Raw genomic sequence first — 21,359 nt, 5'->3', positions numbered from 1 at the left:
TCAGCAGTCGTCGTGAATCTCGAGGCCGTGGTCGGCGTTCAAAAGTTGATTCGGGTCTTCGGTGTCGCTCGGATCCGGCACGGCGCCGCCGTTCAACGGGGTCGGCGCGAGCATCCCGCGGGTGGTCGCCGCGCAGTCGACCAGCGCGCTGTAGCCGTTGACGCTGCTGATGAACATCCCGCGGTCCTGGGGCTGCAAATGCGGTGACTCGGAGAACGTCCAGATGATCTCGGCGTGCTCGGCGGCGACCGGGTGGTCGGCGCGCCGGAATGCGTACACCCAGATGAAATTGGTCGTCACGGTCAGCATCGGGATGCCCTGCTGCACCTTCGACACGTAGCTGACCCGCCCGCTGACCCGTGGCTGCTCGGCCGGGTCCAGCGGTGCCAGCGGATCGATCCACGTCGCCAGCGACAGACCGGTCTCGGTCCCGAAGTGCGTCTTGGCGAACGTCTGGCTGGCGGGGGCCAGCAACTTCACGAACCCGCTCGTGTCATGCCGGTCGGTCATCCGCGGGTCGAGCCGGGAAGCGATCAGCGCGGTGCGCACCTTCGCCAGGTCGGCCGTGACCTGCTTCGCCGAGAAACCTTGCACCGCCTTCGCCGGCGGGAGCGTGATCCCGGCCGCGCCTTTCGGGTAGCCCGCGGCCGGCGTGCCCGCGAACGGCCCGGCGGGCGCTGCCGTCGAAGCGCTCGGCGTCGGCGCGGCGGCGTTCGCCGCCGACTGCTCGCCGTCGCTGGTCAGATGGCGCACGACCAGGATGCCGGCGCCGGCCAGCAGGACGGCCACGACAACGCGGAGGGCCGGACCGGTCCGCCGCCAGATCCGGTCGAGCCGGTGTCGCCGGCGGATGGAGCGTTCCCGCTGGCGAACCCACTCCTCGATCTCGGCGACCCGATCGTCACTGTCCATTTTTTCCCCCGCGTTGCCCCCGCCGATTGCCCGCACATTATGCGACAGCGGTCGATCCTTCAGCGAGCCGCTCAGAAACCGAGGTATTGACGAGTCAGCTTGGCCACCTTCTGGACCAGGGTGACGCCCGACGACATCGACCGGTTGTCGTGCGACAGGACAGCGATCGAGACGTTGACCTCGCCGCCGCGGCCGGTGACGCGGCCGATCGTGTTGATGGCCCACAGGCCGCCATCGGCCGACCGGGTGTCCCAGCCGTTCTTGACGGTCGCGGTCTCGCCGGATTTCGCGACCGACGGGACGCCCCAGCGCTGCGCCGAGGAGACCGTGCTCGTCAGATCGAAGATCGTCTTGCGGGAGGCGGAGCTCAGCGGGCCGGCGGCGTCGACGAACTCGCTCAGCAGGCGGGTCTGGTCGTTGGCGGTGGTCCGGGTCAGGCCCCACGCGCTGTTGACCACGGTGTGGGTCAGCCCGAGTTTGCGGTTGCAGGCCCCCACGCCGGAGCGGCCGCCGACGTGCTGGAACAGGCTGGTCGCCGCGTTGTTGTCGCTGAGCCGGATCATCGGCTTGGCCAGCGCCATCTCGCCGGAGGTCGGGCCGTGACCGGCGGCCTGGTCGTGCAGGAGCATGCAGGCGAGGATCTGCGCCTTCGCGATGCTCGCGGTGTCGTAGCTGACGGTGCCGCGGTAGGCGTACTTCTGGCCGGTCTTCTTGTCGAGCACGGCCACCGAGTAGGCGCCCGGCACCTTGGCCAGCGCCGCGTTCAGCTTCTTGGCCTTCGCCGACCAGTCGGCGGCCGCCGCCGTGGTGGCGCTCGCCGACGGGGAGGCCGACGCGGACGCGGATGTGGATGCCGAGGGCGCGGTGGACGGGGCGGCGCTCACCCACGACGGTTTCGTGGCCGACGATGCCTGGTCATCGCCGGAGCCGCAGCCGCCGAGCAGGGTGGCCAGGACCGCGACGACGACGTAACGGGAGCGCTGCATCCGATGCATACTGCCCGGCGGCGGCCGAACTCTCAAACCCCACCGGCCCGTCGCGAACCCGGTGGCGGGAAATCGGCGTTGCCGATCAGGTGATCGGCCGAGCCGCCGACTGGAATGGTGTGAGACGACTGGCCGCCGAGCTGCGCGCCCGGCAAGCGCTGCTGCTCGCCGGCCTGGTCGCGGTCATCGCGGTGACCGCGGCGTTCGGGGCCGCCGCGGCCCTGGCGGCCGGTCAGCACAACAACGCCGAGCTGCAACTGGCCCGGCGTAACGCGCTGGTGGTCGCGGCCGCGTCGGCCGAGATCGGCCGTTACGTCGATGTGGTCGGCGCCATCGCCTCGGCGACCGGCGCGTTCGAAAATCTGACGGCGGCGAAGTTTGCCCAGGTCACGGCGCCGCTGGCGGGCAAGCGACTGGCCGGGGCGACCTCGGTGGTCTTCGTGGTCACGGCCACCGGCGGACAGGTCGCGGACACCCAGGCGGCATGGCGCACCCGCGGCCTGCCTGACCTGCGGCTGCAGCCCGCCCCCGGGGTCAACGAGCACCTGTTCTCCGTGTTCGCCCGCTGGCTGGACGACCCGACCGGCCGGACCCTCACCGGTATCGACGTCGGACAGGCCCCGGCCCCGGTCCGTGCGCTGCGTGAGGCCCGCCGCACCGGCCAGGTGACCATTTCCGACGCCTATCAACTGCTCATCGACCGGAGTCTGCCGGAAGCGCAGCGGCAGATGTCGTTCGTCCTCACCGCTCCGGTCTATGCCACGTCCGCCGTGACCGGGGCGCGGACCCTGAGCGGCTGGATCCTGATGGGGCTGCGGGGGCAGAAGTTCCTCGACACCGCCCTGTCGCAGGTCTCGCAGGGATTGCTCGACGTCACGCTCACCGCCGACGCCGCGGCCGACCGCCCGGTCACCGTCGCCGCCGTGCGATCGGCGCACCCCGGCCGCCGTGATCTGAGCACCGAGGGCTCCATCACGGTCGCCGACCACCGGTGGCATCTGCACGTCGCCGCCCCGGCGGCGGCACTGCCCGGCGGCATCACCCGGATGCCGGCCGTCGTCGCGGTCAGCGGCAGTCTGCTGGGGCTGCTGCTGGCCGGCCTGGTCTGGGTGCTGGCGACCGGCCGGGCCCGCGCCGAGGCGAGGGTGCGCACCGCGACCAGCGACCTGGTCGCCGCCGAGGTCGCCGCCCGGGAGCAGGCCGACCTGCTGGAAGCCGTGATGAACAGCATCAGCGACGGGGTCGTGGTCATCGACGAGCATCGCCGGCCGCTGCTTTTCAACCCGGCCGCGCAGGGGATGGTCGACCTCGACAAACATCCCGCCGACCGCGACTGGGCCGCCCGATCCGGGTTCTACGAGGCCGACGGCATCACCCCGTATCGCACCGCCGACCTGCCGATCATCCGGGCGCTGGACGGCGAGCACGCCGAGCAGGACGAGATGGTCGTGCGCAGCGAGGCCCGGCCGGACCCGATGACGCTCAGCGTGTCCGCCCGGCCGTTGCACCGGGCGAACAGCCGGGTGGGGGCGGTGGCGGTGTTCCACGACGTGACCGCTCGCAAGGCGGCCGAGGCCGAGCTCGCCGCGACGATCAGCGACCTGCGCGAACGGGAGGCTGATCTGCGGGCCTTCGCCGCCGTGGCCGCCCACGACCTGCGGGCTCCGCTGTCGGTCGTCGCCGGCTACGCCGACCTGCTGAACGACGGTCTCGCCGACGGCGACGACGCGGCCACGCTGCGGCCCACCGCGGCCCGGATCATCAGTGGCGTCGACCGGATGCGCCGGCTGATCGAGGACCTGCTCGCCTACGCCACCGCCCGCGACGGCAGCCTCAACCTCGAACCCGTGGCCCTGCGCGGGCTGGTCGACGAGGTCGTCACCGACCGTGTCACGCACCTGCGGGTGCCGGGCGGCCCGCAGCCACCGCTGCCGGACATCACGAGCGCGGCGTTGCCGCTGGTGCTGGTCGATCGGGTGATGGTGCGGCAGCTGCTGGACAACCTCATCGGCAACGCCCTCAAATACACCCGGCCCGGAGAGCAGGCTTGCATCGTCATATCCGCTCATCCGCAACCGGACGGCCGGACCCGGATCGACGTCGCGGACCGCGGCATCGGCATCCCCCCGGAGGACCGGCCCCGCGTGTTCACCTCCTTCCACCGGGTGGCGCAGCATGCCGGCGGCTATCCCGGCACCGGCCTGGGCCTGGCGATCTGCCATCGCGTCGTCGAGCGGCACGGCGGCGACATCGTGGCAACCGACAACCCCGGCGGCGGTACGGTCATCTCGTTCACCCTGCCGCTGATGGGCACCGCCCCGGTGACCACTCGCCGGCTTCTCGTCACCCCGCCGCGGCCGGCGTCCACTCCGCTCCCCGGTCAGTAGGCGCGTCAAGTCAAGAACTGCCGGGAAACACATAGGCAATTAGCAGGCGGCTGTCATGGAGAGGCCAGGAACCTCCTAGCGCCGCCCGATTGTCACCTCCGGCGCCCGCTTGCAACGATCACCTCGAAAGATCTCATGGAGGTGAATGCGTGGTCGCCTCGTCGACCGAGGCCAAGAGCAGCAAACTGACCAATCCGCTGCTCTGGTCGGTTATCTCGCTCGCTGAGCTGCTGGTCGTCATCGTCATCTACACACATCGGGGGGACAGCCCGTCGCTCGGCACCCCGGTGACCCAGATCCTCGCCGGGATCGCCGTGACAGCCGTCGTCCTCGGCGGCATCGTCGAATGGCGGGAACTGACCGGCCCGATCCGCCGGGCCGCCGCGATCGGCCAGTTCGCCGGCGCGGCGACGGCCCTGGCCGCCGGCGCGTCGTTCATTCCCGCGGGCCTGCTGGCGGCGTGGTCGCCGCTGATGCTGCACACCGCCGTGATGATGATCCTGGTCGGACGATCATTGCTGCGCGGGCGGTGACCCGGCTCCGGTGGCGAGCAGCAGGAACACCGAGGCCGTCCAGGTCATGCTCGGGTCGCGCAGGCCGGCGCCGGTGCGGGCGTCGAAGTTCTCGGCCATGCCGGCGGCGGCGCAGGTGGCCAGGAAGCGGCGGGTGATGTCGTCGGCCAGGTCGGGGCGGCCGCCGCGGCGCAGACCGTCGACCAGCAGCAGGGTGGTGGGGGCCCAGATCGGCCCGCGCCAGTAGCCGTCGGGTTCGTAGGCGGGGCTGTGCGGGGGTTCGGTCGCCGGCCCGTGGTCGGTCAGGTAACCGCCGTCGAGCAGCCGACGCACGGTGGCGTCGAATTGTTCTTGCGGCAGCAGGTCGCCGAGCACCAGCGGCATCAGGGTGAGCAGACTGTCCGACTCGATGACCCGCTGCGAGACGGTGTGCCGGGCGACGAAGCGGCCGCCGGCCCAGAACCGGTCCGACATCGTGCGCCGGGTCGCCGCGGCCCGGTCCGACCAGCGCCGGGCGTCGTCCGGCCGGCCGAGGTGGTCGGCGATGCGGGCGAGGGCGGCCATCTGCAGGGTCAGGAAGGCGAGCAGGTCGGGGCTCTGCACCGGCATCCCGGCGGCGAACACGGTGGCGTTGTCCCACCCGGAGTCGTTGCCGTGGTTGTACGAGGGGATCCCGTCGCCGCCGTACACCCGGTGCTCGAACCACCAGTCGGTCCACCGGCCGAGCGGCTCGTACAGGGCGGCGATCGCGTCGCCGGGCAGGCCGCCCCGGTCCATCAGCCACGCGATGGCCCAGCCGTGCACGGGCGGCTTCACGAAGTTGCGTTCCACCCCGGCGTCGTTGATGTAGTCGGGCAGGCAACCGTGCTCGTCCTGGTGGTCGAACACGGTGCGGATCTGGTCGGCGGCGGCGGACGGGTCGCGCCAGAGGGCCATCGCGTTGAAGCAGTGGTCCCAGCTCCAGATGTTGGTCATCCGGTTCTTCGACATCAGCATCGACTCGCGGCGCAGCATCCCGCCGGCCGGCACCATCGCCGCCCAGGTGACGAAGGCCGCGAGCCGATGGGAACCGCCGTGCCTCTCCAGCCAGGCCGTGAAGTCGTCGTCGGCGTCCGCTGCCACGGCGTCGAACTCCTCCACCGGGCCGGCCGGGGCGGCGCTGCCGTACTCGTCGACGACCAGCGTCGCCGGCCCGGTGACCAGCAGCCGGGCGCGGGTGGTGCGCTCGCCGTCCCAGGTCGCGTCGAGCCGGGCGGCGCCGTGGACGACCCGGATCCGGTAGTTGCGGTTGGCGCCGGCGTCGACGAACCGCCACGCTCTCGGGCTCTCCTCGACGACCACGTCGTACTGGTCGCGGACCTGAATGCCGAGGGTCAGCGGGCCGGCTGGGGTACGGATCAGGGCGCGCCCGCTGCCGGCGAGGACCAGCTCGGCGCCGTTGGTCAGCGTGAGCCGGCCCGGGCGCACGTCGGCGGCGGCGTCGCCGAGGTGCAGCAGCTCCCGATTCCGGGCGTCGCCGCGGACGGTTCGCAGGTAGACGCCGTCCGGGAGCGCCGACACCGCGTAATAGGAGCCGCGCCGGGAGAAGGGGGTGCCGGCCAGATCGATCACGGAATCAGCTCCACGGTGATCTGTCCGCCGGCGGCGACCCGGACCACCTGCGGCGCGGCGCCGAGGTCGAGCCGGAATGTGCGCGCGGTGGACGCCAGGTTGCGCAGGACGAACTCGTTCGGCCGGGCGCGATGCCGGGTGACGGTGGCGTCCGGGTCGTCCACGATGACCTGGCAGGCGCCGCCGGAAAAGCGGACCGCGATCGCGCCGCCGGCGGTGATCATCCAGGCGGGGTCGGCCGAGTCCGGCGCCGCCGGCAGCACCCAGCAGCGGTCCCGTCCGGTCAGTCCGGCGGCGCCATCGGCGGGAAGCACGTGCCGGCCACCGTCGTCCGCGTCCAGCAGGAAGACCGGACCGGCCGGGAAGGAGAGCGTCCTCATCGCCGGGGCGGCGAGGCGGGGACCGAGGCGCCCAGCGCGGGGGAGACGCCGCCGATCGCCGCGAGGTGGCCTTCCAGCGCGAACGTGGCCGCGCCGAGGCTGACCGGGTTGCCGTTGATCCGGCACAGGGTGATCTCGGTGTGGGTCAGCGGCCGGCTCAGGGCATGCCGGCCCAGCAGGGCCCGCGCCCGGGCCAGCAACGGCTCGCCGAGCTTGGCCGCCACCCAGCTGGAGAGCACGACGACCTCGGGGTTCACGATGTTGATCAGATCGGCGATGGCGACCGCCAGGTACCGGGCGGTCTCGTCCACCACCGCCGCGGCCACCGGATCGCCGGCGCGGTAGCCGTCGGCCAGGGCGTCGATGGTCGCGGTCTGATCGTCGGGGTGCAGCAACGGGCTGTCCGGCGCGATCTCCCGCAGCTGCGCCATGATGCCGGGCGCCCCGATGTACGCCTCCACGCAGCCCCGGCTGCCGCAGCGGCACTGACGCCCGTCCATGACGAGGTTGGTGTGCCCCCACTCGCCGGCGCTGTTGGTGGCGCCCCGGTGGAGTTGCCCGTGGAAGGCCAGGCCCGCGCCGACGCCGGTGCCCAGGGTGAGCACGGCCACGTCGTCGTGGCCGCGGCCGGCGCCGAACCAGAGCTCGGCCAGCACCCCGGCGCGCAGCGGGTTGTCCAGGTAGAGCGGCACGTTCAGCTCCGCCGTCAGCTGGTCGCGCAACGGGACGTCGTGCCAGTCCCAGTTGGGGGCGAAGATCGACACGCCGCCGTCGCGGTCGACCTGGCCGGGAACGCTGACCCCGACCCCCAGGAGCTGGTCGAGGCCGACCTCGGCCTGGGCGGTCACCGACCGCAGACTGGACACGACGTGCGCGACGACCTGCGCCGGGCTGCTCTCCTGCCGCGGGTCCAGCGGCTCCTCCACGCTGGCCAGCACCTGCAGGCCGGTGTCGAAGAGCTCGACGTGCACGTACGTCTCGGCGACGTCGACGCCGGCCAGCAAGCCCCCGGTCCGGTGCACGGCGACCAGGGCGCGCGGCCGCCCACCGCCGGAGTCCTGGAAGCCGACCTCCTCGAGCAGGCCGGCCTGGAGCAGCTCGCCGACGAGGTTGGACACGGTGGCGAGGCTCAGGCCGGTGTCGGCGGCCACCGCCTGCCGCGACACCGGGCCGTCGGCGAGGATGCGCCGGAGCACCTCGAAACGGTTGGCGACCCGGATGTCGCGAGAGGTGCGTTTCATGATCCCTGATCCTAAAGAGTGTGACCGCGGGCCCAGGTCTGCGTGGCCGCGCCGGAGCAGGGGGCGACCACGACGGAGCCGCCGTCCGGAGCGTCCAGGCATCGCGCCGCGTTGGTGACGGTCTGCTCCGCGGTGAGCGTCCACTGCTGGTCGGCGGCGCCGGTGCAGGCGCCGATCGTCACCCGGTCGCCGGCGGTCAGGCATTTGCTGCCGTAGACGGTCACCGCCCCACCCGTCTCCCAGTTGAAGGACTGGTTGCCGCCGCCGTTGCAGTCCCACAGGTCGAGGCCGGTGCCGTCGGTGGTGCTGAAGCCGGGCACGTCCAGGCAGCGGCCCGACGCCACATTGACCAGTGGCTCGCCCGGGGGTGCGGCCGGGTCGTCGTTGGCCGGCTCGGTGGTGCCGAACCCCCAGCCCCAGCGCAGCTGGGCGACGCCGGATTCGCTGTTGTTCACCAGATGGCCGTCGGCGCCGACCGAGGTGATCGAGTACGAGTCGCCGAAGCGCAGGCCGGGCCAGTAGACGATGCCCATGTGCTGGGCGCGTGCCGTCTCGGTGAGCGCGGCGAAGTACGCCGTCGAAGTGTTGCCGTCGTGGGCGCCGTAGTTCAAACCGATCGTCATCGGCGCGCCCGCTTCGTCGATGATGGTGCGACTTCCATACGAGCCGATCCGCGGCGCCAGGTTGGCCAGCCAGGCCGACTTCTCGGTGTCGCTCGCCCAGAAGCCGTAGAAGTGCAGGGAGAGCAGGGTGCCGCGGAGGGCCGGCGCCGCGCCGACGCCGGTCACGTTGTCGTTGTAGCCGGTGCCGCTGACCACGATGCGGCCGCGGGGGACCGACCGGTGCCGGGCGATGAAGCCGTTGTTGACCGACACCCACGCCTCGAGGGTGTAGCCGTGCGGCTCGTTCATCGCCTCGAAGTAGACCCGCGGGTTACGGCCGTACTCCCGGACCACCGTGTCCCACATCCGGTTCCAGGCGGCGACATCGTCGATCAGCCCGTCCTTGCTGGTGTCGGCCTCCCAGTAGCTGAGGATGACCTTGTCGCCGGCCGCGGTGGCGGCGTCGATGGCCGCCCGGTAGGAGCGCCACCAGGCGGTGCCCACGCTGGCCGGGTTGATCGGCAGGCGCAGCGTGTTGGCGCCGAGGTTCCTACGGAAGTCGCCGACCATGCGGGTGGCGATGCGGTGGACGGTGCGGTAGTCGTCGGCGGTGGACAGGCCGCTCGGCACCACCGCGTCGCTCGCGTAGTTGTCGCGGGGATCGGCCCAGTTGACGCCACGGAAATCGCTGGTCCCCACGGGCATCGGTGGCGGGAGGGTCGCCTGGGCCGTGCCGGCCAGCATCAGGGAGGCGAGCGCACCGAGCGCCACCGCGCGGACGAGAGAACGCATGATCATCTCCGATCGGATTGGTCGAGTCGGACGTCGGCGACGCCCGGTGCACGCAGCGTCACGACCGTCGATGGGCCGCCGCGCACGTAGACGATCAGCCGGCCGTCGTGGGTGCACCGCGACGGCTGCGGGTAGGGCGTCGGATCGCCCAGGTCACCGTTGTCCAGGCCGAGCAGGTCGCCGCCGGACACCTCGGCGGAGACGACCCGGTCGTCGGCGGCGAGGTTCCCGTCCTCGTCGCGCAGAGTGACCTCGACCTGGATCACGTCGCCGGTCGCGGCGACCCCGGCCGGGAGGTTCCACACCTGGGCGTCGATGGAGGCGGCTTTGCCGCGAGATCCAAGAGAATCAAATACGGAGACATCAGGTGTACGCCCCACGACGGTCAACGGCGCGGGCCGGTACGGCACGACCGCGCGCCACCACCCGGCGGTGTCGTCGAAGGTCAGCGGGATCTTCTCAGCACCGCAGGTCAGTTCCAGCTCGTCGGTGTTGGCGAAGCAGATCACCTCGACGTCCTGGCCCGGTTCGTGATCCCAGGTCCGGGCGAGCGGCCGGCCGGGGTGCGAGCGCGTCACGACGTACACCATCGGCGTGCCGGACCACCATGATCGGCGCAGGTGGTAGGCGGGTTTTTCGAAGCCGGCGGTGGTGAGCAGGCCGGCCGGGGAGCCGTGCACGGGCCAGCCGCGCGCCTCGCCGAGGTAGTCGATCCCGGTCCACAGGAACTGGCCGGCGACGTATTCCTTGTCGGCGACGTGCCGCCACGCCTCGTAGGAGTGCCCGTTCTCGGAACCGACGAGCGGCTGGTCCGGGAAGCGGGCGTGGTCGGCCTCGTATAGGTGCTCCTTGTAGTTGTAACCGGTCAGGTCGAGGCCATCGAGGAGCCCGGTCCGGCTCGACAGCTCGGGGAACGCGGCGGCGAGCGTGACCGGCCGGGTCGGATCCGCGGCCCGCACCAGGCCGATCAGGCGGGTCGCGATCGTCGTCAGCCGGCGCATGTCGGGCCGGTTCGGGTCGTAGGCCCGCTCGGCGGCCGGCTTGGACGCGTCGTTGTTGCCGGTCATCTCGGCGAACAGCGGGCTCGCGTAGGGGTCGTTGGGGTAGTCGACCTCGTTGCCGATGCTCCACGCGACGACCGACGGGTGGTGCCGGTGCGCCTCGATCATCGCGGTGAGGTCGGCGGCGTGCCAGGCCGGGAAGCTCGCCGCCGGTCCCTGGTGCCGGGGCGGGTAGACGTTGTGCCCCTGCCACCACTTGTTCTTCGGGTTCTCCCACTCGTCGAACGCCTCGTCGATCACGTAGAAGCCGAGGACATCGCAGAGCGTGTAGAGCTCGGGGGAGTGCGGGTTGTGGGCCATCCGGACGGCGTTGGCGCCCATCGCCTTCAGGGCGAGCAGGCGCCGGGCCCAGACGGCCGCGGGCACGGCGGTGCCGAGCACACCGGCGTCCTCGTGCAGGCACACGCCCTTCAGCGTCTGCGGCTCGTCGTTGACGAAGAAGCCGTGATCGGCGTCGAAACGAACGACCCGCAAACCGACGACCAGCTCGTACGCGTCTCCGCCCGGCCCGAGCGTGGTGGTCAGCCGGTAGAGGTGCGGGTGGTCGGCCGACCAGAGTTCCGGCTCGGCAACGCGTTCGACCGTCTCGACCTCGCGGGACGCCCCGGCCGGCACCCGCACCTCGGCCGAGAACCGGTGGACCGCATCCGTGGTCAGCGAACGCAGCTCGTGGTCGATCGTGATGGTCGTGTCCTGGTCGCCGTCGTTGACCACGGTCTGCCGTACGCGTACACCAGCATCGGTGTTGATCGTCTCTATGGTGGTGCCGTGCTCTGCCAGGTGCACCGCCTCGCTGACCTCGAGATCCACCGGCCGGGTGAGGCCGGAGCCGTTGTACCAGCGCGAGTCGGACACCTCCGTCCGGTCGACCCGGACCGCGATCACGAGGTCGTCGCCCGGCGCGTAGCCGAGGATCTCGGTGAGGTCGAACGAGAAGCGTGCCCAGCCGGAGGGCCGCGAGCCGAGGTGGTAGCCGTTCACCCAGACGTCGGCGTTCTGGTAAACGCCGTGGAAGACCAGCCGGAGCCGCTGCCCGGGGGTGATGCCGAGGGCCGCGAGCGAGACGTGGCCGCGGTACCAGCCCACACCGCCGGGGAGGTAGCCGGTGCCGCTCGAACAGGACGGGTCGAAGGCGTGCTCGACGCTCCAGTCGTGCGGCACGACGACGGTGCGCCATGTTTCGTCGTCAAAACCTTTTGCCCAGGCTTCGGGCTCGTCGGCCAGCAGGAACTTCCACCGGCGAATGGGGGAGGTGCGCACAGGCAGGAAACCTTCGGTCGAGAGGTCAGGACAGTTTTTCGCCGGCCAGGGCTAGCTTGGGCGCGTAGGTGGCGAAGACGCCGGTCAGCACGATCCCGGCCAGGTAGGCGACGCCGGCGAAGCCGAAGAGGAACCAGAGCAGCCCGAACACGACGACCTTCGGGTAGAAGACCGTGACGATGATCGGCAGGCCGATCACCATCAGCAGCGCCAGCGACGCGAACGCGTGCCGCACCGACATCAGCCGCGCGTTGCGGAGCACGGTGCGCAGGCCGTCGTCGAAGGTGGCGAGGTAGGGGAACGCCCAGAGGACGACGACGGTCAGGCGGAAGGCGAGCAGGCCGCAAACGGCGTACAGGAGAAACTGGACCAGGCCTGGAACGGCGAGGCCGCCGATGACCACCCACCAAGCGGCGAGGACCAGGCCGAGCCCGGCGACCACCAGCCCGAGGAGCGTGCCCGGCCGCAGGTCGCGGCGCAGGGCGCGGAGGTAGTCGCCGGTCACCGATTCGCTCTCGCCGCGGGCGACCCGCATCGCCGTCCCGCTCAGCGCCGTGAGTGCGGCGCCGAGCGTGACGAGCGGCAGCGAGGTGACGATGAACAACAGGTTCAGGATCATCAGATCGGCGAACCGGTTGAGGAAGCGGACGAGCGGGGAATCGAGAGCGAACATCATTTGGCCTGGTGGGTCTTGCTCCACTCGTCGACGTCGGCCTGAATGGACTTCTGAGCGTCCTCGAAGCCGGCGTCTTTGAGCTTCTTGCGCATCTCGGCGATGGTGGCGGCCGGGTCCTTGACCTTGCCGTACTGAAGCTGCGGGATGTATTCGGAGAAGACCCCGCCGATGGCCGTGAGGGTCGGGTCGATCTGGTCCTTCTTCACCCGCAGCGTCGAGAAGGGATAGACCTTCGCGGCCGCATCGAGGCCCTTGTAGATGTCGGCCTTGTTCGGCGCGTCGGTCACCTTGGTCGGCTCGAACTCGTCCATCCGGCCGCCCCAGAAGTTGGAGTCGAGGGCGTCCTTGGAGATGTCCCAGCCCTTCGGGTGGTCGAGCTTGCCGTCCGCGGTCAGCACGTAGTCGGTGCCCTCGATACCGAAGTTCAGCAGGCCGTAATCGGTCTTGTCGTTGCGGATCAGGTCGTACACCTGGAGTGCTTTTTCCGCGTGTTTCGAGTTCGCCGAGACCGCCATCGCGCCGTGCGTCTTGATGTCGCGGTAGACGTTGCCGTTCTCCTGGCCCCAATAGAACATCTTCGGGTCGGAGCCGGGCTGCTTCTTCGTCATGTTGTCGACGACCTGCGTCACGAACGTCTGGGTGTGGTGCTGCTCGGTGCCGGACAGACCCGCGTACATCTCCTCGCGGGTGTTGCCGTCGTAGTTCAGCGCGTCCTCACGCCAGACGCCCATGTCGTTCCACTGCTTCGCCTCGGTGGCCGCGGCCAGCAGTTGGTCGCTGCTGTAGTACCAGGAGGTGACCTTCGGGGTGGCGCCGGAATTGTCGATCTGGAACGGGTAGTAGCTGCTGGTCGAGACCTCCTGCAGGGTGACCCAGTCGGTGTGCCCCTGCAGGTAGCCGGTGAGGGCGCCCTCGTTCTGCTTCGCGACGTCCCACGGGTAGGTCTTGGGCTTGTTCTTCTTGATCCACTGGAAGTACTGCGTGAACTGCTCGAACTTGGTGATGGTCCCGTCCGGGATCCCGGACGCCTTCGCCCAGTCGCCCCGGTAGAAGAAACCGTGGTTCGTCCACTGGGTGTAGTTGTCCTCGGGGATGAAGTAGATCTGCCCGTCGTCCAGCTTGGTGAGGTCCCAGTCGCCCTTCGCATCGACCTGCGCCCAGGTCTTCGGGGCTTCCTTCTTCAGCATGTCGTCGGAGAGCGGCAGGAACGCACCCTTCTGGGCGTTCTCCCAGGCGAACAGCCAGTCGGTGGCGGTCGTGATGAGGTCCATGCTGGTGTCGCCGGACAGCAGCGCGACGTTGTACTGCGTCTGCCAGTCGGCCCACTCGATGTAATGCAGTTCGAGCGTGGCGTTGGCCTGCTCGGTGAGGCGCGGGTTGAGCATCTTGAGCATCGCCTCGAGCCGGCCGTTGCTGGGCTTGTCGCCGAGCACCATCATGCTGATCTTGGTGGGCTTGCCCGAGTCCTCCGAATCGGAACAGGCCGCCGCACCGCCCAGGCTCAGGGTGAATGCGGCGAACGCCGCCCCTATCCTGACCATCTTTCTATTCATCGGGCTCTCCTTAACCTTTGACCGCGCCAACCGTGATGCCGCTGACGAAATAGCGCTGGACGAACGGGTAGAGCAGGACGATCGGGCCGGTCGCGACCACGGCGCTGGCCATTTTCAGCGTGTTGGTGGGGAGCTGGGTGACCGTGACGTTGTTGCCGGCCATCGAGCTCTTCAGCGCGTTCGCCGTGTTGATGACGTTGTAGAGGTAGTACTGGAGCGGTTTGAACTCGACGGTGCTGCCCAGATAGAGCGAGGACAGATACCACTCGTTCCAGTAGCCGAGCGCCAGGAACAGCCCGGTGGTGGCGAGCGCCGGTTTCATCATCGGGAGCACGAGCCGCAGGAAGATCCGGAAATCCCCGGCGCCGTCCACCTTTCCCGACTCGGTGATCTCGTTCGGCACCGACCGGACGAAGTTCTTCATCAGGATGATCAGCCACGGCGTCATGAGCAGTTGCAGGAACACCGCGAGGTAATTGCCGCGCAGCCCGAGTTCGCGAGCGACCCACAGATAGGTGGGGGCCAGACCGGCCGAGAACAGCGTGGTGAAGTAGATGAAGAAGGAGATGCCGTTGCGGAGCGGGAAGTCCTTGCGCTGCAACGCGTAGCCGGTCATCGCGATGATGAGCAGGCCGATCGCGGTCCCGAACACCGTCATCGTGATGGTGACGACGTAGGAGCCGATGAGCTGCCGCGGCGACTTGAAGATGAATTCGTAGGCGGTCAGCGAGAAACCGCGCGGGAGCAGGCCGAAGCCGTGCTCCATGATCTGCGATTCCTCGGAGAAGGAGGCCGACACGATCAACACGAAGGGCAGCAGGCAGAAGATCGTGAAGACGGTGACCACGAGATAGGAGACGCCGCGCAGTGCGAGATCGCCGGCCTCTTCCTTCATCGCCGCGTTTTTAGAAAAGCGCATAGTCCTCGTTCACCCTTCGAACGAGCCAGTTGCACAGCATGACCAGGGCGAAGCCGAACAGGGACTGGTAGAGCCCCACCGCCGTCGACGTCGTGAAGTTGTTCTGACTGATGATCATTCGATAGACCGAGGTCTCGATGATGTCGGTGGTGTTGTAGAGCGTGGCGTTGTTCCCGACCAGGTTCCAGAACAGCCCGAAGTTGCCTCGCATGATCCCGCCGAGCGAGAACAGCAGCAGGATGATGAAGGTGGGCTTGAGGCTCGGCAGGATGACGTAACGGGTCCGCTGCCAGGCCGAGGCCCCGTCGATCGCGGCCGCCTCGAACAGGGTGCTGTCGATGCTCAGGATGGCGGCGAAATAGACGATCGAGCCGTAGCCGGTGCTCTGCCACAGGTGGAACAGGATGATGATGAACGGCCACAACCCGGCCTGTGAGTAGATCTTGATCGGGTCGCCGCCGGTCCGCTCGATCAGCGCGTTGATCGCCCCGGTGTCGTAGTTCAGCAGGTTGAACGCGATGACGCCGACCAGCACCACGGAGATGAAGTACGGCAGGAACATCAGCGCCTGGCTGACCTTCTTGAAGTACTTCGAGCGGATCTCGTTGAGCATGACGGCCACCGCGATCTGGACGATGTTGCCCAGCACGATGAAGGCCGCGTTGTAGAGCAGCGTGTTGCGGGTCAGCTTCCAGAGCTGCCCCGACTTCGCCAGGAACTCGAAGTTCCGCAGCCCGACGAACGGACTGCCGAAAATACCGTCGTGGTAGTTGAAGTTGGTGAACGCGATCCACGAGCCCGGCAGTGGTGCATAGGCGAACACCAGGAAGAACAGGATCGCCGGCAGGCACATGATGATCAACGTCCGGCTGTGCCCGATCCGCCGGAACACCGACCGCCGGTTGGCGGCCGGGTGTTTTTCGGCCGGGCGCGCCCGCCTTGCGTCCAGTTGTATCGCCAAGGCAGCCACCCTTCTGCGGCGTGTTTCATAGACCTTCGCGATTGTTAACGCGAGGTAAATTCCGCACAGAGTATGGTTCGCCTACCCCTTCGTCAAGGGGTCTTAGGAAGTCTTGGCGGCTTCCGGAAACGCTATTCACAAGGTCAAGAAGAGGTCGTAGCGTATTACCGCTCGTCGATCATCGCGGCCGTGCTCAGTCGGCCGGCAGGCGCAGGCCGCGCACGGGGGAGGCCACCACGAGCGCCAGACCGATCGCGGCCGGCACGGCCAGCAGCAGATAGGCGGTGCGGACGCCGTACGCGTCGGCGGCCAGGCCGCCGAGCAGCGCGCCGAACGGCGTGCCACCCCACGAGACCATCCGGCCGGTGGTGTTGACCCGGCCCTGCAGCTCGTCCGGGGTGAGCAACTGGCGCACGACGATGCCGTTCGCGTTCACGCCGAGCCGGGCCACCGACCACACCGCCCAGGCCACCAGTGCCACTCCGAACGTGCCGGTCGCGGCCAGGCCGCCTGCCGCGAGCACGAAGATCGCGAAGCCGGCGATCGAGACCGTGCCCTGCCCGGCGACCCGGCCGGCCCGGGGCAGGGCCAGAGCGGCGATGAGCGAGCCGAGCGCGCCCGCCGCGTACAGCAAGCCGATTCGCTTGTCCGACGGGTCGATCCCGAGCACCTGGTCGGCGTGCACGACCAGCAGCCCGAGTATCCCGCCGACCGCCATGTTGAGGCCGAAACCGGCGATCGTCAGGGTGCGGATGACCGGCGTGGCCCAGACGTAGCGCAGGCCCTCACCGATCTCCGACCACATCGGGCGGCCGGCGGCGGCCATGTTGAGGTCGGTCCGCAGACCGGTGAGGAGCGCGGCCGAGATCAGGTAGGTGACGGCGTCCGCGGCGAGAACTGCCGACGGGCCGGCGAGCGCGGAGAGCAGGCCGGCGCCGGCCGGTGCGGCGATCTCGATGATGATCTCGGTCGACCAGACGACGCTGTTGGCCCGGGCCACCCGCGACTTGCCGACGATGCGGAAGAACGCGCCCCAGGCCGCGGCGTCGAACCAGCAGAACCCGCAGCCGACCCCGAACGCCACCGCCAGCACGTGCCACGGGCTCAACGCGCCGGCCAGGTCGGCGATCGGCACGGTGGCCAGCATCAGCGCGCACGCGATATCGGCCGCGACCATCATCCGCCGGCGGTCGAAGCGGTCGGCCGCGGCGCCCGCGAACAGGCCGAACAGCAGATAGGGCAGTGCCTCGAGGCCGACCACGGCGGCGGTCAGCGCGGGCGAGGCGCTGGTGCGGTAGACCAGCAGCGGCAGGGCCACGGCGCTGGCCGCGGTGCCGGCCACCCCGATCGAGCGGGAGGCGTACCACCGCGTGAAGTCGGCGTCGAACAGCCGCCGCCGCTCGACGCCGACCGCGGTCACGACCGGCTCGACAGCGCGGCCAGGTGCTCCTGCTCGAAATCGGTCAGCGTGCGGTGCAGATCGGCCGCGAGATCGCCGGGCTCACTCGGGTGATGGCAGGAGTTCACCGGCCGGCCGGCCCCGATCGCGACCGGCTCGTCGTCGGCGGGCCGGAAGCAGCTCGTCGTGGTGGGGGTGTCGGCGGCGTGATGGCAGCGGCCGCCGTTGCCGCGCCGGTCGTCATCGGGATGGAAGCAGACGCCCGAGTGGTCGCGCCGGTCATCGTCAGGGTGGAAGCAGACGCCCGCATGGTCAAGCCGTGGGGCGTCGGTCGCGGAATGTGGCATGTCGTTCCTCTCGTCGGAAGGAAGGTGCCGCCGCCGTGGTGGGCGACGGCCACCGGTGCCAGCCGCGGCCGGTCGGCAGGACCGGGTCGCCGTGCCGCACCAGGCTGAAGCGCTCCAGACCGGGAGCGACGGTGGTGGTCACCGCGATGAGCGAGCCGGCCGGCGCGATGTCCGCGGTGTGGTGGGCGAGCCCCCGGGCGCCGAGCGCGCGTTCCGCCGTCGCCAGCCCGCCCTCGGCGGAGTCGTCGCCGGCGTCGGGCCGCAGCGGCACCGGGCGCATCCGCAACTCCGCGAGCGGCAGCCGGACGCATCGTTGCAGCGCCGGCCACGCTGCCAGCTTCGCCGCGGCCGCCTCCTCGCGGGCGGCCGGCTGCCCGCACGACTGGATCAGCTCGTCGAGCGCGCGCTCGGCGGCGTCGCTCGCCCAGACCGAGGCGCCGGCGCCGATCAGGGTGCTTCGCGGGCCGCGGCTGATCGCCACGTACGCCGGCACGCCGAGGTCGGTGGTCACGTCCAGCAGGTGCACCGTGGCGCGGGTGGCCCGCTCGGCCGCCGCATAGCGCAGGGCCTGCCGGTCGGGCAGCGCCGTCGCCGGCACCTCGTCGGCCGCCGGGTCGCCGGCCACGTACCAGCGCAGCAGCGCGTGGCTGAAGCCGTCGTGCTCGATCAGCTCGCAGAGCCCGTGATAGGCCGCCTCGGCCACCGTGCGGCCGGCCGCCGTGCCCAGGCTCGACGAATAGCGCAGCAGGCCGCGGTAGGGCCGCACGTCGTCGCCGGTCACCGGCCACCTGAAATAGCGGGGGTCGGTGAGGAACGCCGGATAGAAGACCGGGCCGTCGTACGTGGCGCAGGCCGCCACCGCCGACGGGAACTCGAGCGCCCAGCGTTGCACCACCAGGTCACCGCCGAGCGCCGGCTGGGACGCCACCTCGCGCGCGCTCATCAGCACCGGGCCGGCCGGCTCCCAGCGCCGGTTCTCGGCCGCGGACATGAGGTAGCGCTCGAGCGCCTCGAACCAGGCGCTGGCCACGCCCTGATCGCCCGCGCCCTTGCCCCAGCCGTCGGCGACCGGCACGCCGTCGCGGGTGAGCGTGACCTGGGCGACCGGCGCGTGACTCGGCCCGGCCGTACGCTCCGCAGCGGTTAGTCCCAGGCGGTTGACCTCGGCCTTTGCGGTTTCGACGGCGCGGCACGGCAGCATGGATCGAAATGGCATCGTCCCTCCCCCCGTTGGGGACGTCAGCGAGCCGAACTGTCGCAGTGCCCTCCACCGGAGTCAATGCCGGTGCGGCGATCGAGCGCTATGTCCAAAGGCGCGTCCACGGCAGCACATCCAGCCTGGCGGTCGGTTCGTTGACCTCCTCGTGGATCTTCGCTTCGGAATTTCGCGCCCCGCCGCGCTGCCGGTATCGACGAATCGATGGTGGGGGTGGGCGCTCGCGGCGCTGGCCGGCACGATGGCTGCCCTTCTTGCCGCGCCGGCGAGCTGGAGCGACTACCCCGCTCGCCACGACGGGCCCGCTGAGCTGACGCCGTACCCGTCGATGTTGCCGGTGTTGATCGCGACGGTCGCTCTGGCCGGGGTGGTCGCCGCCTCGCGCGCGGCGGCGGCGCGCGTCTCGGCCGTGGTGGCCGCGCTCGCCGCGCTGCAGGTCGGCGGCATCGCCGTGGTCGCCCATCGGGACTGGTGGAACTTTGCCGGGGCGGACGGGGCGAGCCTCGGTCGCGCGGCCGGCGGGTCGGTGGTGGCGGTGGCCATGGGCGTGGTGGCGGCCGCCGCGGTCGTGGCGAGCGCGTTGCTGTACCGCACCGGCCGTGGCGGGCAGCGACCACGGACGACTCAGATCGTCGGCGGCGTCATCGCCGGCGCGGCGGTCGCGGTGGTCGTGCCGGCTCTGCTGTGCGCCCACTGGAACTACACGAGTGCCACCGCCGCCGGCCAGTTCGCACTGTGGTGGTCGCTGCCGTGGGCCGCCGGGATTCTCGCCGCGGGAACATTGCGGGACCCCGCCGCCCGCCAGGCGGCGACCCTCAGCGTCCTGGCCTCCGCGCTCCTGGCGTTCGTGTGCGTCGCCGCCCCGGCCGTCTACGGCATCGGCATCCGCCTGCCCGGCTGATAACCGGTTGCGTACCGGCGGCCGCTTCGCCACCTTTGCCAGGTGACGTCACAGGACGACGAGCTCATCGAGCTCCGCCGGGAGATCCACCGCCGCCCCGAGCTCGCCGGCGAGGAGCGGGAGACGGCCGGGCTGGTCGCGGAGCAACTGCGTGCGGCCGGGCTCGAGGTGACGACCGGCGTCGGCGGGCACGGAGTGCTGGCGGTGCTCGACGGCTCCGCGGACGGCCCGACGGTGGCGTACCGGGCCGACATGGACGCCGTCGACACGCGAACGAATGCCCTGCCTTTCCGGCCGTCGGGCGATCTTTTCGACGAGGGCTTCGCCTCGCGTGTCCCCGGTGTCGCGCACCTGTGCGGGCACGACCTGCACACCGCGATCGGCGTCGGTGTCGCCCGGGCCCTGGCCCAGGGCTCCGATCCGGTACGCGGCCGGCTGGTGTTCGTCTTCCAGCCGGCCGAGGAGCCCCTGCGCGGTGCGCGCGCGATGCTCGAGACCGGCCTGGTGCAGAGGCTCGCGCCGCGGGAGTTCTACGCACTGCACTGCAGCCCGTACCCGATCGGCACCATCGGGGTGTCGCCGGGATACGGCCTGCCCGGGATCGACTATGCCCGGATAGTGCTGCCGGGCGGCGACGACGCCGCAGCCGCCGCCGTCGCGGCCGAGGTGGCGCGGCTCGGCACCGTCGAGTACCCGCGGAGCATCGCCGAGTACCACGCGCGTTTCCGCGCGTTGCTGGAGCCCGAGGTCGCCGCGTCGATCCAGGAATCGGTGTGCCTCTCCCAGTGGACCGAGCGGACGCCCGACGGGCAACTCGTCGCCGGGGTGCTGCTGCGGGTCTGGCCGCAGGAACGGTTTCCGGAGCTGCGCGCGCGGGTCGAGGCACTGGCGGCGGCCGCCGGCGGACACGTCGAGTTCCCCGGCGATCCGTTCCCCGCGTTGGTGAACTCGGCCGAGCTCAGCACGGTGGCCGGCCGGTACCTGAGTGCGGCGCTGGGCACGGATTCCGTCGTCTGGGGCCGCGCCTCCTGGCCGTACAACTGCGAGGATTTTGCCCTGTTCCTCGAGGAGGCGCCGGGCGCGCAGTTCTACCTCGGCGTCGCGGACACCGAGGCGGGAATGAACGGCGCGCCGCACGCCCCCGACTTCGCCGCCGACGAGCGGGCGATCGGCGTCGGCGTGCGCGCGATGGCCGGCCTGCTGACCGACCGGCTGGCGAAGATCTGAGAGTCGGAAGCCCCGCCCGCCGCAACGGTGAGCGGGGCCTCGCTTCGTCAGCCGATCGGGTTCCAGCCGTCGGACCCGGCCAGGTACTTCTGCGGGGTGTAGTTGGCCGCGGTCGAGTCCGACATCTGCGGCCGGTTGCTGTTGGTGGTCGCGCCCGAGCCGGTGTTCTTGTATTCGAAGAAGCGGGCGTTCTGCCAAACGTTGCCGGACATGTCGATCCACGGCTGTGCGGTCGCGATGGTGGCGCTGAGTGACGACTCGCGGAACAGCACCTGCGCGGTCGGGCCCCACGGGCGGCCGAGTTGGGTGGTGTTGTTGGTGGCGCCGGTGATCGTGGACTTGTAGATCAGGAAGCCGTAGGTGTTGCCCGACGGTGTCCGGGCTGCGGTCAGTGGGCCGCCGGTGGAGCGCTTCTC

General features: G+C 70.4%; 19 protein-coding genes. 4 read left to right on the top strand and 15 right to left on the bottom strand.

Annotated elements, in window-relative coordinates; all coding sequences use genetic code 11:
* Both AB0E90_RS46270 and AB0E90_RS46265 read right to left on the bottom strand, forming a co-directional pair.
* The gene (locus AB0E90_RS46270) at positions 1-912 is read right to left on the bottom strand and encodes a hypothetical protein (protein WP_360419130.1); all 912 of its coding nucleotides are present in this window, start codon (positions 910-912) and stop codon (positions 1-3) included.
* A 71-nt stretch (positions 913-983) separates the two neighbouring features.
* Entirely contained in the window at positions 984-1,898 is a 915-nt protein-coding gene (locus tag AB0E90_RS46265; protein WP_360419128.1) for a serine hydrolase, read from the bottom strand.
* Positions 1,899-2,017: 119 nt separating this feature from the next.
* On the opposite strand from AB0E90_RS46265, the gene AB0E90_RS46260 reads away from it, so the two are divergent.
* Complete coding sequence (locus AB0E90_RS46260) at positions 2,018-4,285, top strand: ATP-binding protein (protein WP_360419126.1); 2,268 nt, start codon at positions 2,018-2,020, stop codon at positions 4,283-4,285.
* A gap of 149 nt (positions 4,286-4,434) precedes the next feature.
* Positions 4,435-4,818, top strand: coding sequence for a hypothetical protein (locus AB0E90_RS46255; protein WP_360419124.1), 384 nt, complete (start codon positions 4,435-4,437; stop codon positions 4,816-4,818).
* On the opposite strand, the gene AB0E90_RS46250 is transcribed toward AB0E90_RS46255, so the two are convergent.
* The 12 genes from AB0E90_RS46250 to AB0E90_RS46195 all read right to left on the bottom strand — a co-directional run bounded on the left by AB0E90_RS46250 (position 4,798) and on the right by AB0E90_RS46195 (position 18,815).
* Positions 4,798-6,408, bottom strand: coding sequence for a trehalase family glycosidase (locus AB0E90_RS46250; protein ID WP_360419122.1), 1,611 nt, complete (start codon positions 6,406-6,408; stop codon positions 4,798-4,800). The two genes, AB0E90_RS46255 and AB0E90_RS46250, sit on opposite strands and share 21 nt — an antisense overlap.
* Entirely contained in the window at positions 6,405-6,788 is a 384-nt protein-coding gene (locus AB0E90_RS46245; RefSeq protein WP_360419120.1) for a hypothetical protein, read from the bottom strand. The genes AB0E90_RS46250 and AB0E90_RS46245 overlap by 4 nt, the downstream gene beginning before the upstream one ends.
* Positions 6,785-8,029, bottom strand: a complete 1,245-nt coding sequence (locus tag AB0E90_RS46240) for an ROK family transcriptional regulator (protein WP_360419118.1) — start codon at positions 8,027-8,029, stop codon at positions 6,785-6,787. Before AB0E90_RS46240 ends, AB0E90_RS46245 begins: the two co-directional genes overlap by 4 nt.
* Before the next feature lie 11 nt (positions 8,030-8,040).
* Positions 8,041-9,423, bottom strand: a complete 1,383-nt coding sequence (locus AB0E90_RS46235; RefSeq protein WP_360419116.1) for a ricin-type beta-trefoil lectin domain protein — start codon at positions 9,421-9,423, stop codon at positions 8,041-8,043.
* A gap of 2 nt (positions 9,424-9,425) precedes the next feature.
* A complete protein-coding gene (locus AB0E90_RS46230) occupies positions 9,426-11,744 on the bottom strand; it encodes a glycoside hydrolase family 2 TIM barrel-domain containing protein (protein WP_360419114.1) in 2,319 nt (772 codons plus the stop codon).
* 25 nt (positions 11,745-11,769) lie between these two features.
* Positions 11,770-12,420, bottom strand: a complete 651-nt coding sequence (locus tag AB0E90_RS46225) for a DUF624 domain-containing protein (RefSeq protein WP_360419112.1) — start codon at positions 12,418-12,420, stop codon at positions 11,770-11,772.
* Positions 12,417-13,973, bottom strand: coding sequence for a DUF3502 domain-containing protein (locus tag AB0E90_RS46220; RefSeq protein ID WP_360419109.1), 1,557 nt, complete (start codon positions 13,971-13,973; stop codon positions 12,417-12,419). The genes AB0E90_RS46225 and AB0E90_RS46220 overlap by 4 nt, the downstream gene beginning before the upstream one ends.
* A 10-nt stretch (positions 13,974-13,983) precedes the next feature.
* A complete protein-coding gene (locus AB0E90_RS46215; RefSeq protein ID WP_360419107.1) occupies positions 13,984-14,868 on the bottom strand; it encodes a carbohydrate ABC transporter permease in 885 nt (294 codons plus the stop codon).
* Between the two features lie 10 nt (positions 14,869-14,878).
* On the bottom strand, positions 14,879-15,853 hold the full coding sequence (locus tag AB0E90_RS46210) for an ABC transporter permease subunit (protein WP_360419105.1): 975 nt from the start codon (positions 15,851-15,853) through the stop codon (positions 14,879-14,881).
* A 193-nt stretch (positions 15,854-16,046) separates the two neighbouring features.
* Complete coding sequence (locus AB0E90_RS46205; protein WP_360419103.1) at positions 16,047-17,273, bottom strand: MFS transporter; 1,227 nt, start codon at positions 17,271-17,273, stop codon at positions 16,047-16,049.
* Positions 17,270-17,599, bottom strand: coding sequence for a hypothetical protein (locus AB0E90_RS46200; protein ID WP_360419101.1), 330 nt, complete (start codon positions 17,597-17,599; stop codon positions 17,270-17,272). Before AB0E90_RS46200 ends, AB0E90_RS46205 begins: the two co-directional genes overlap by 4 nt.
* Entirely contained in the window at positions 17,565-18,815 is a 1,251-nt protein-coding gene (locus AB0E90_RS46195; RefSeq protein WP_360419099.1) for a YcaO-like family protein, read from the bottom strand. Before AB0E90_RS46195 ends, AB0E90_RS46200 begins: the two co-directional genes overlap by 35 nt.
* Before the next feature lie 148 nt (positions 18,816-18,963).
* On the opposite strand from AB0E90_RS46195, the gene AB0E90_RS46190 reads away from it, so the two are divergent.
* Entirely contained in the window at positions 18,964-19,716 is a 753-nt protein-coding gene (locus AB0E90_RS46190; protein ID WP_360419097.1) for a hypothetical protein, read from the top strand.
* A 42-nt stretch (positions 19,717-19,758) separates the two neighbouring features.
* The gene (locus tag AB0E90_RS46185) at positions 19,759-20,943 is read left to right on the top strand and encodes a M20/M25/M40 family metallo-hydrolase (protein WP_360419095.1); all 1,185 of its coding nucleotides are present in this window, start codon (positions 19,759-19,761) and stop codon (positions 20,941-20,943) included.
* Between the two features lie 47 nt (positions 20,944-20,990).
* Here the strand turns inward: AB0E90_RS46185 and AB0E90_RS46180 are convergent.
* On the bottom strand, positions 20,991-21,359 hold a 369-nt coding region (locus tag AB0E90_RS46180; protein ID WP_360419093.1), incomplete at its 5' end, for a pectinesterase family protein.

This window comes from Actinoplanes sp. NPDC026619 (genome assembly GCF_040638295.1).
Taxonomy (GTDB): domain Bacteria; phylum Actinomycetota; class Actinomycetes; order Mycobacteriales; family Micromonosporaceae; genus Actinoplanes.
The sequence above is the reverse complement of the archived record's forward strand: the minus strand, read 5'-3'. Positions and strand labels throughout refer to the sequence as shown.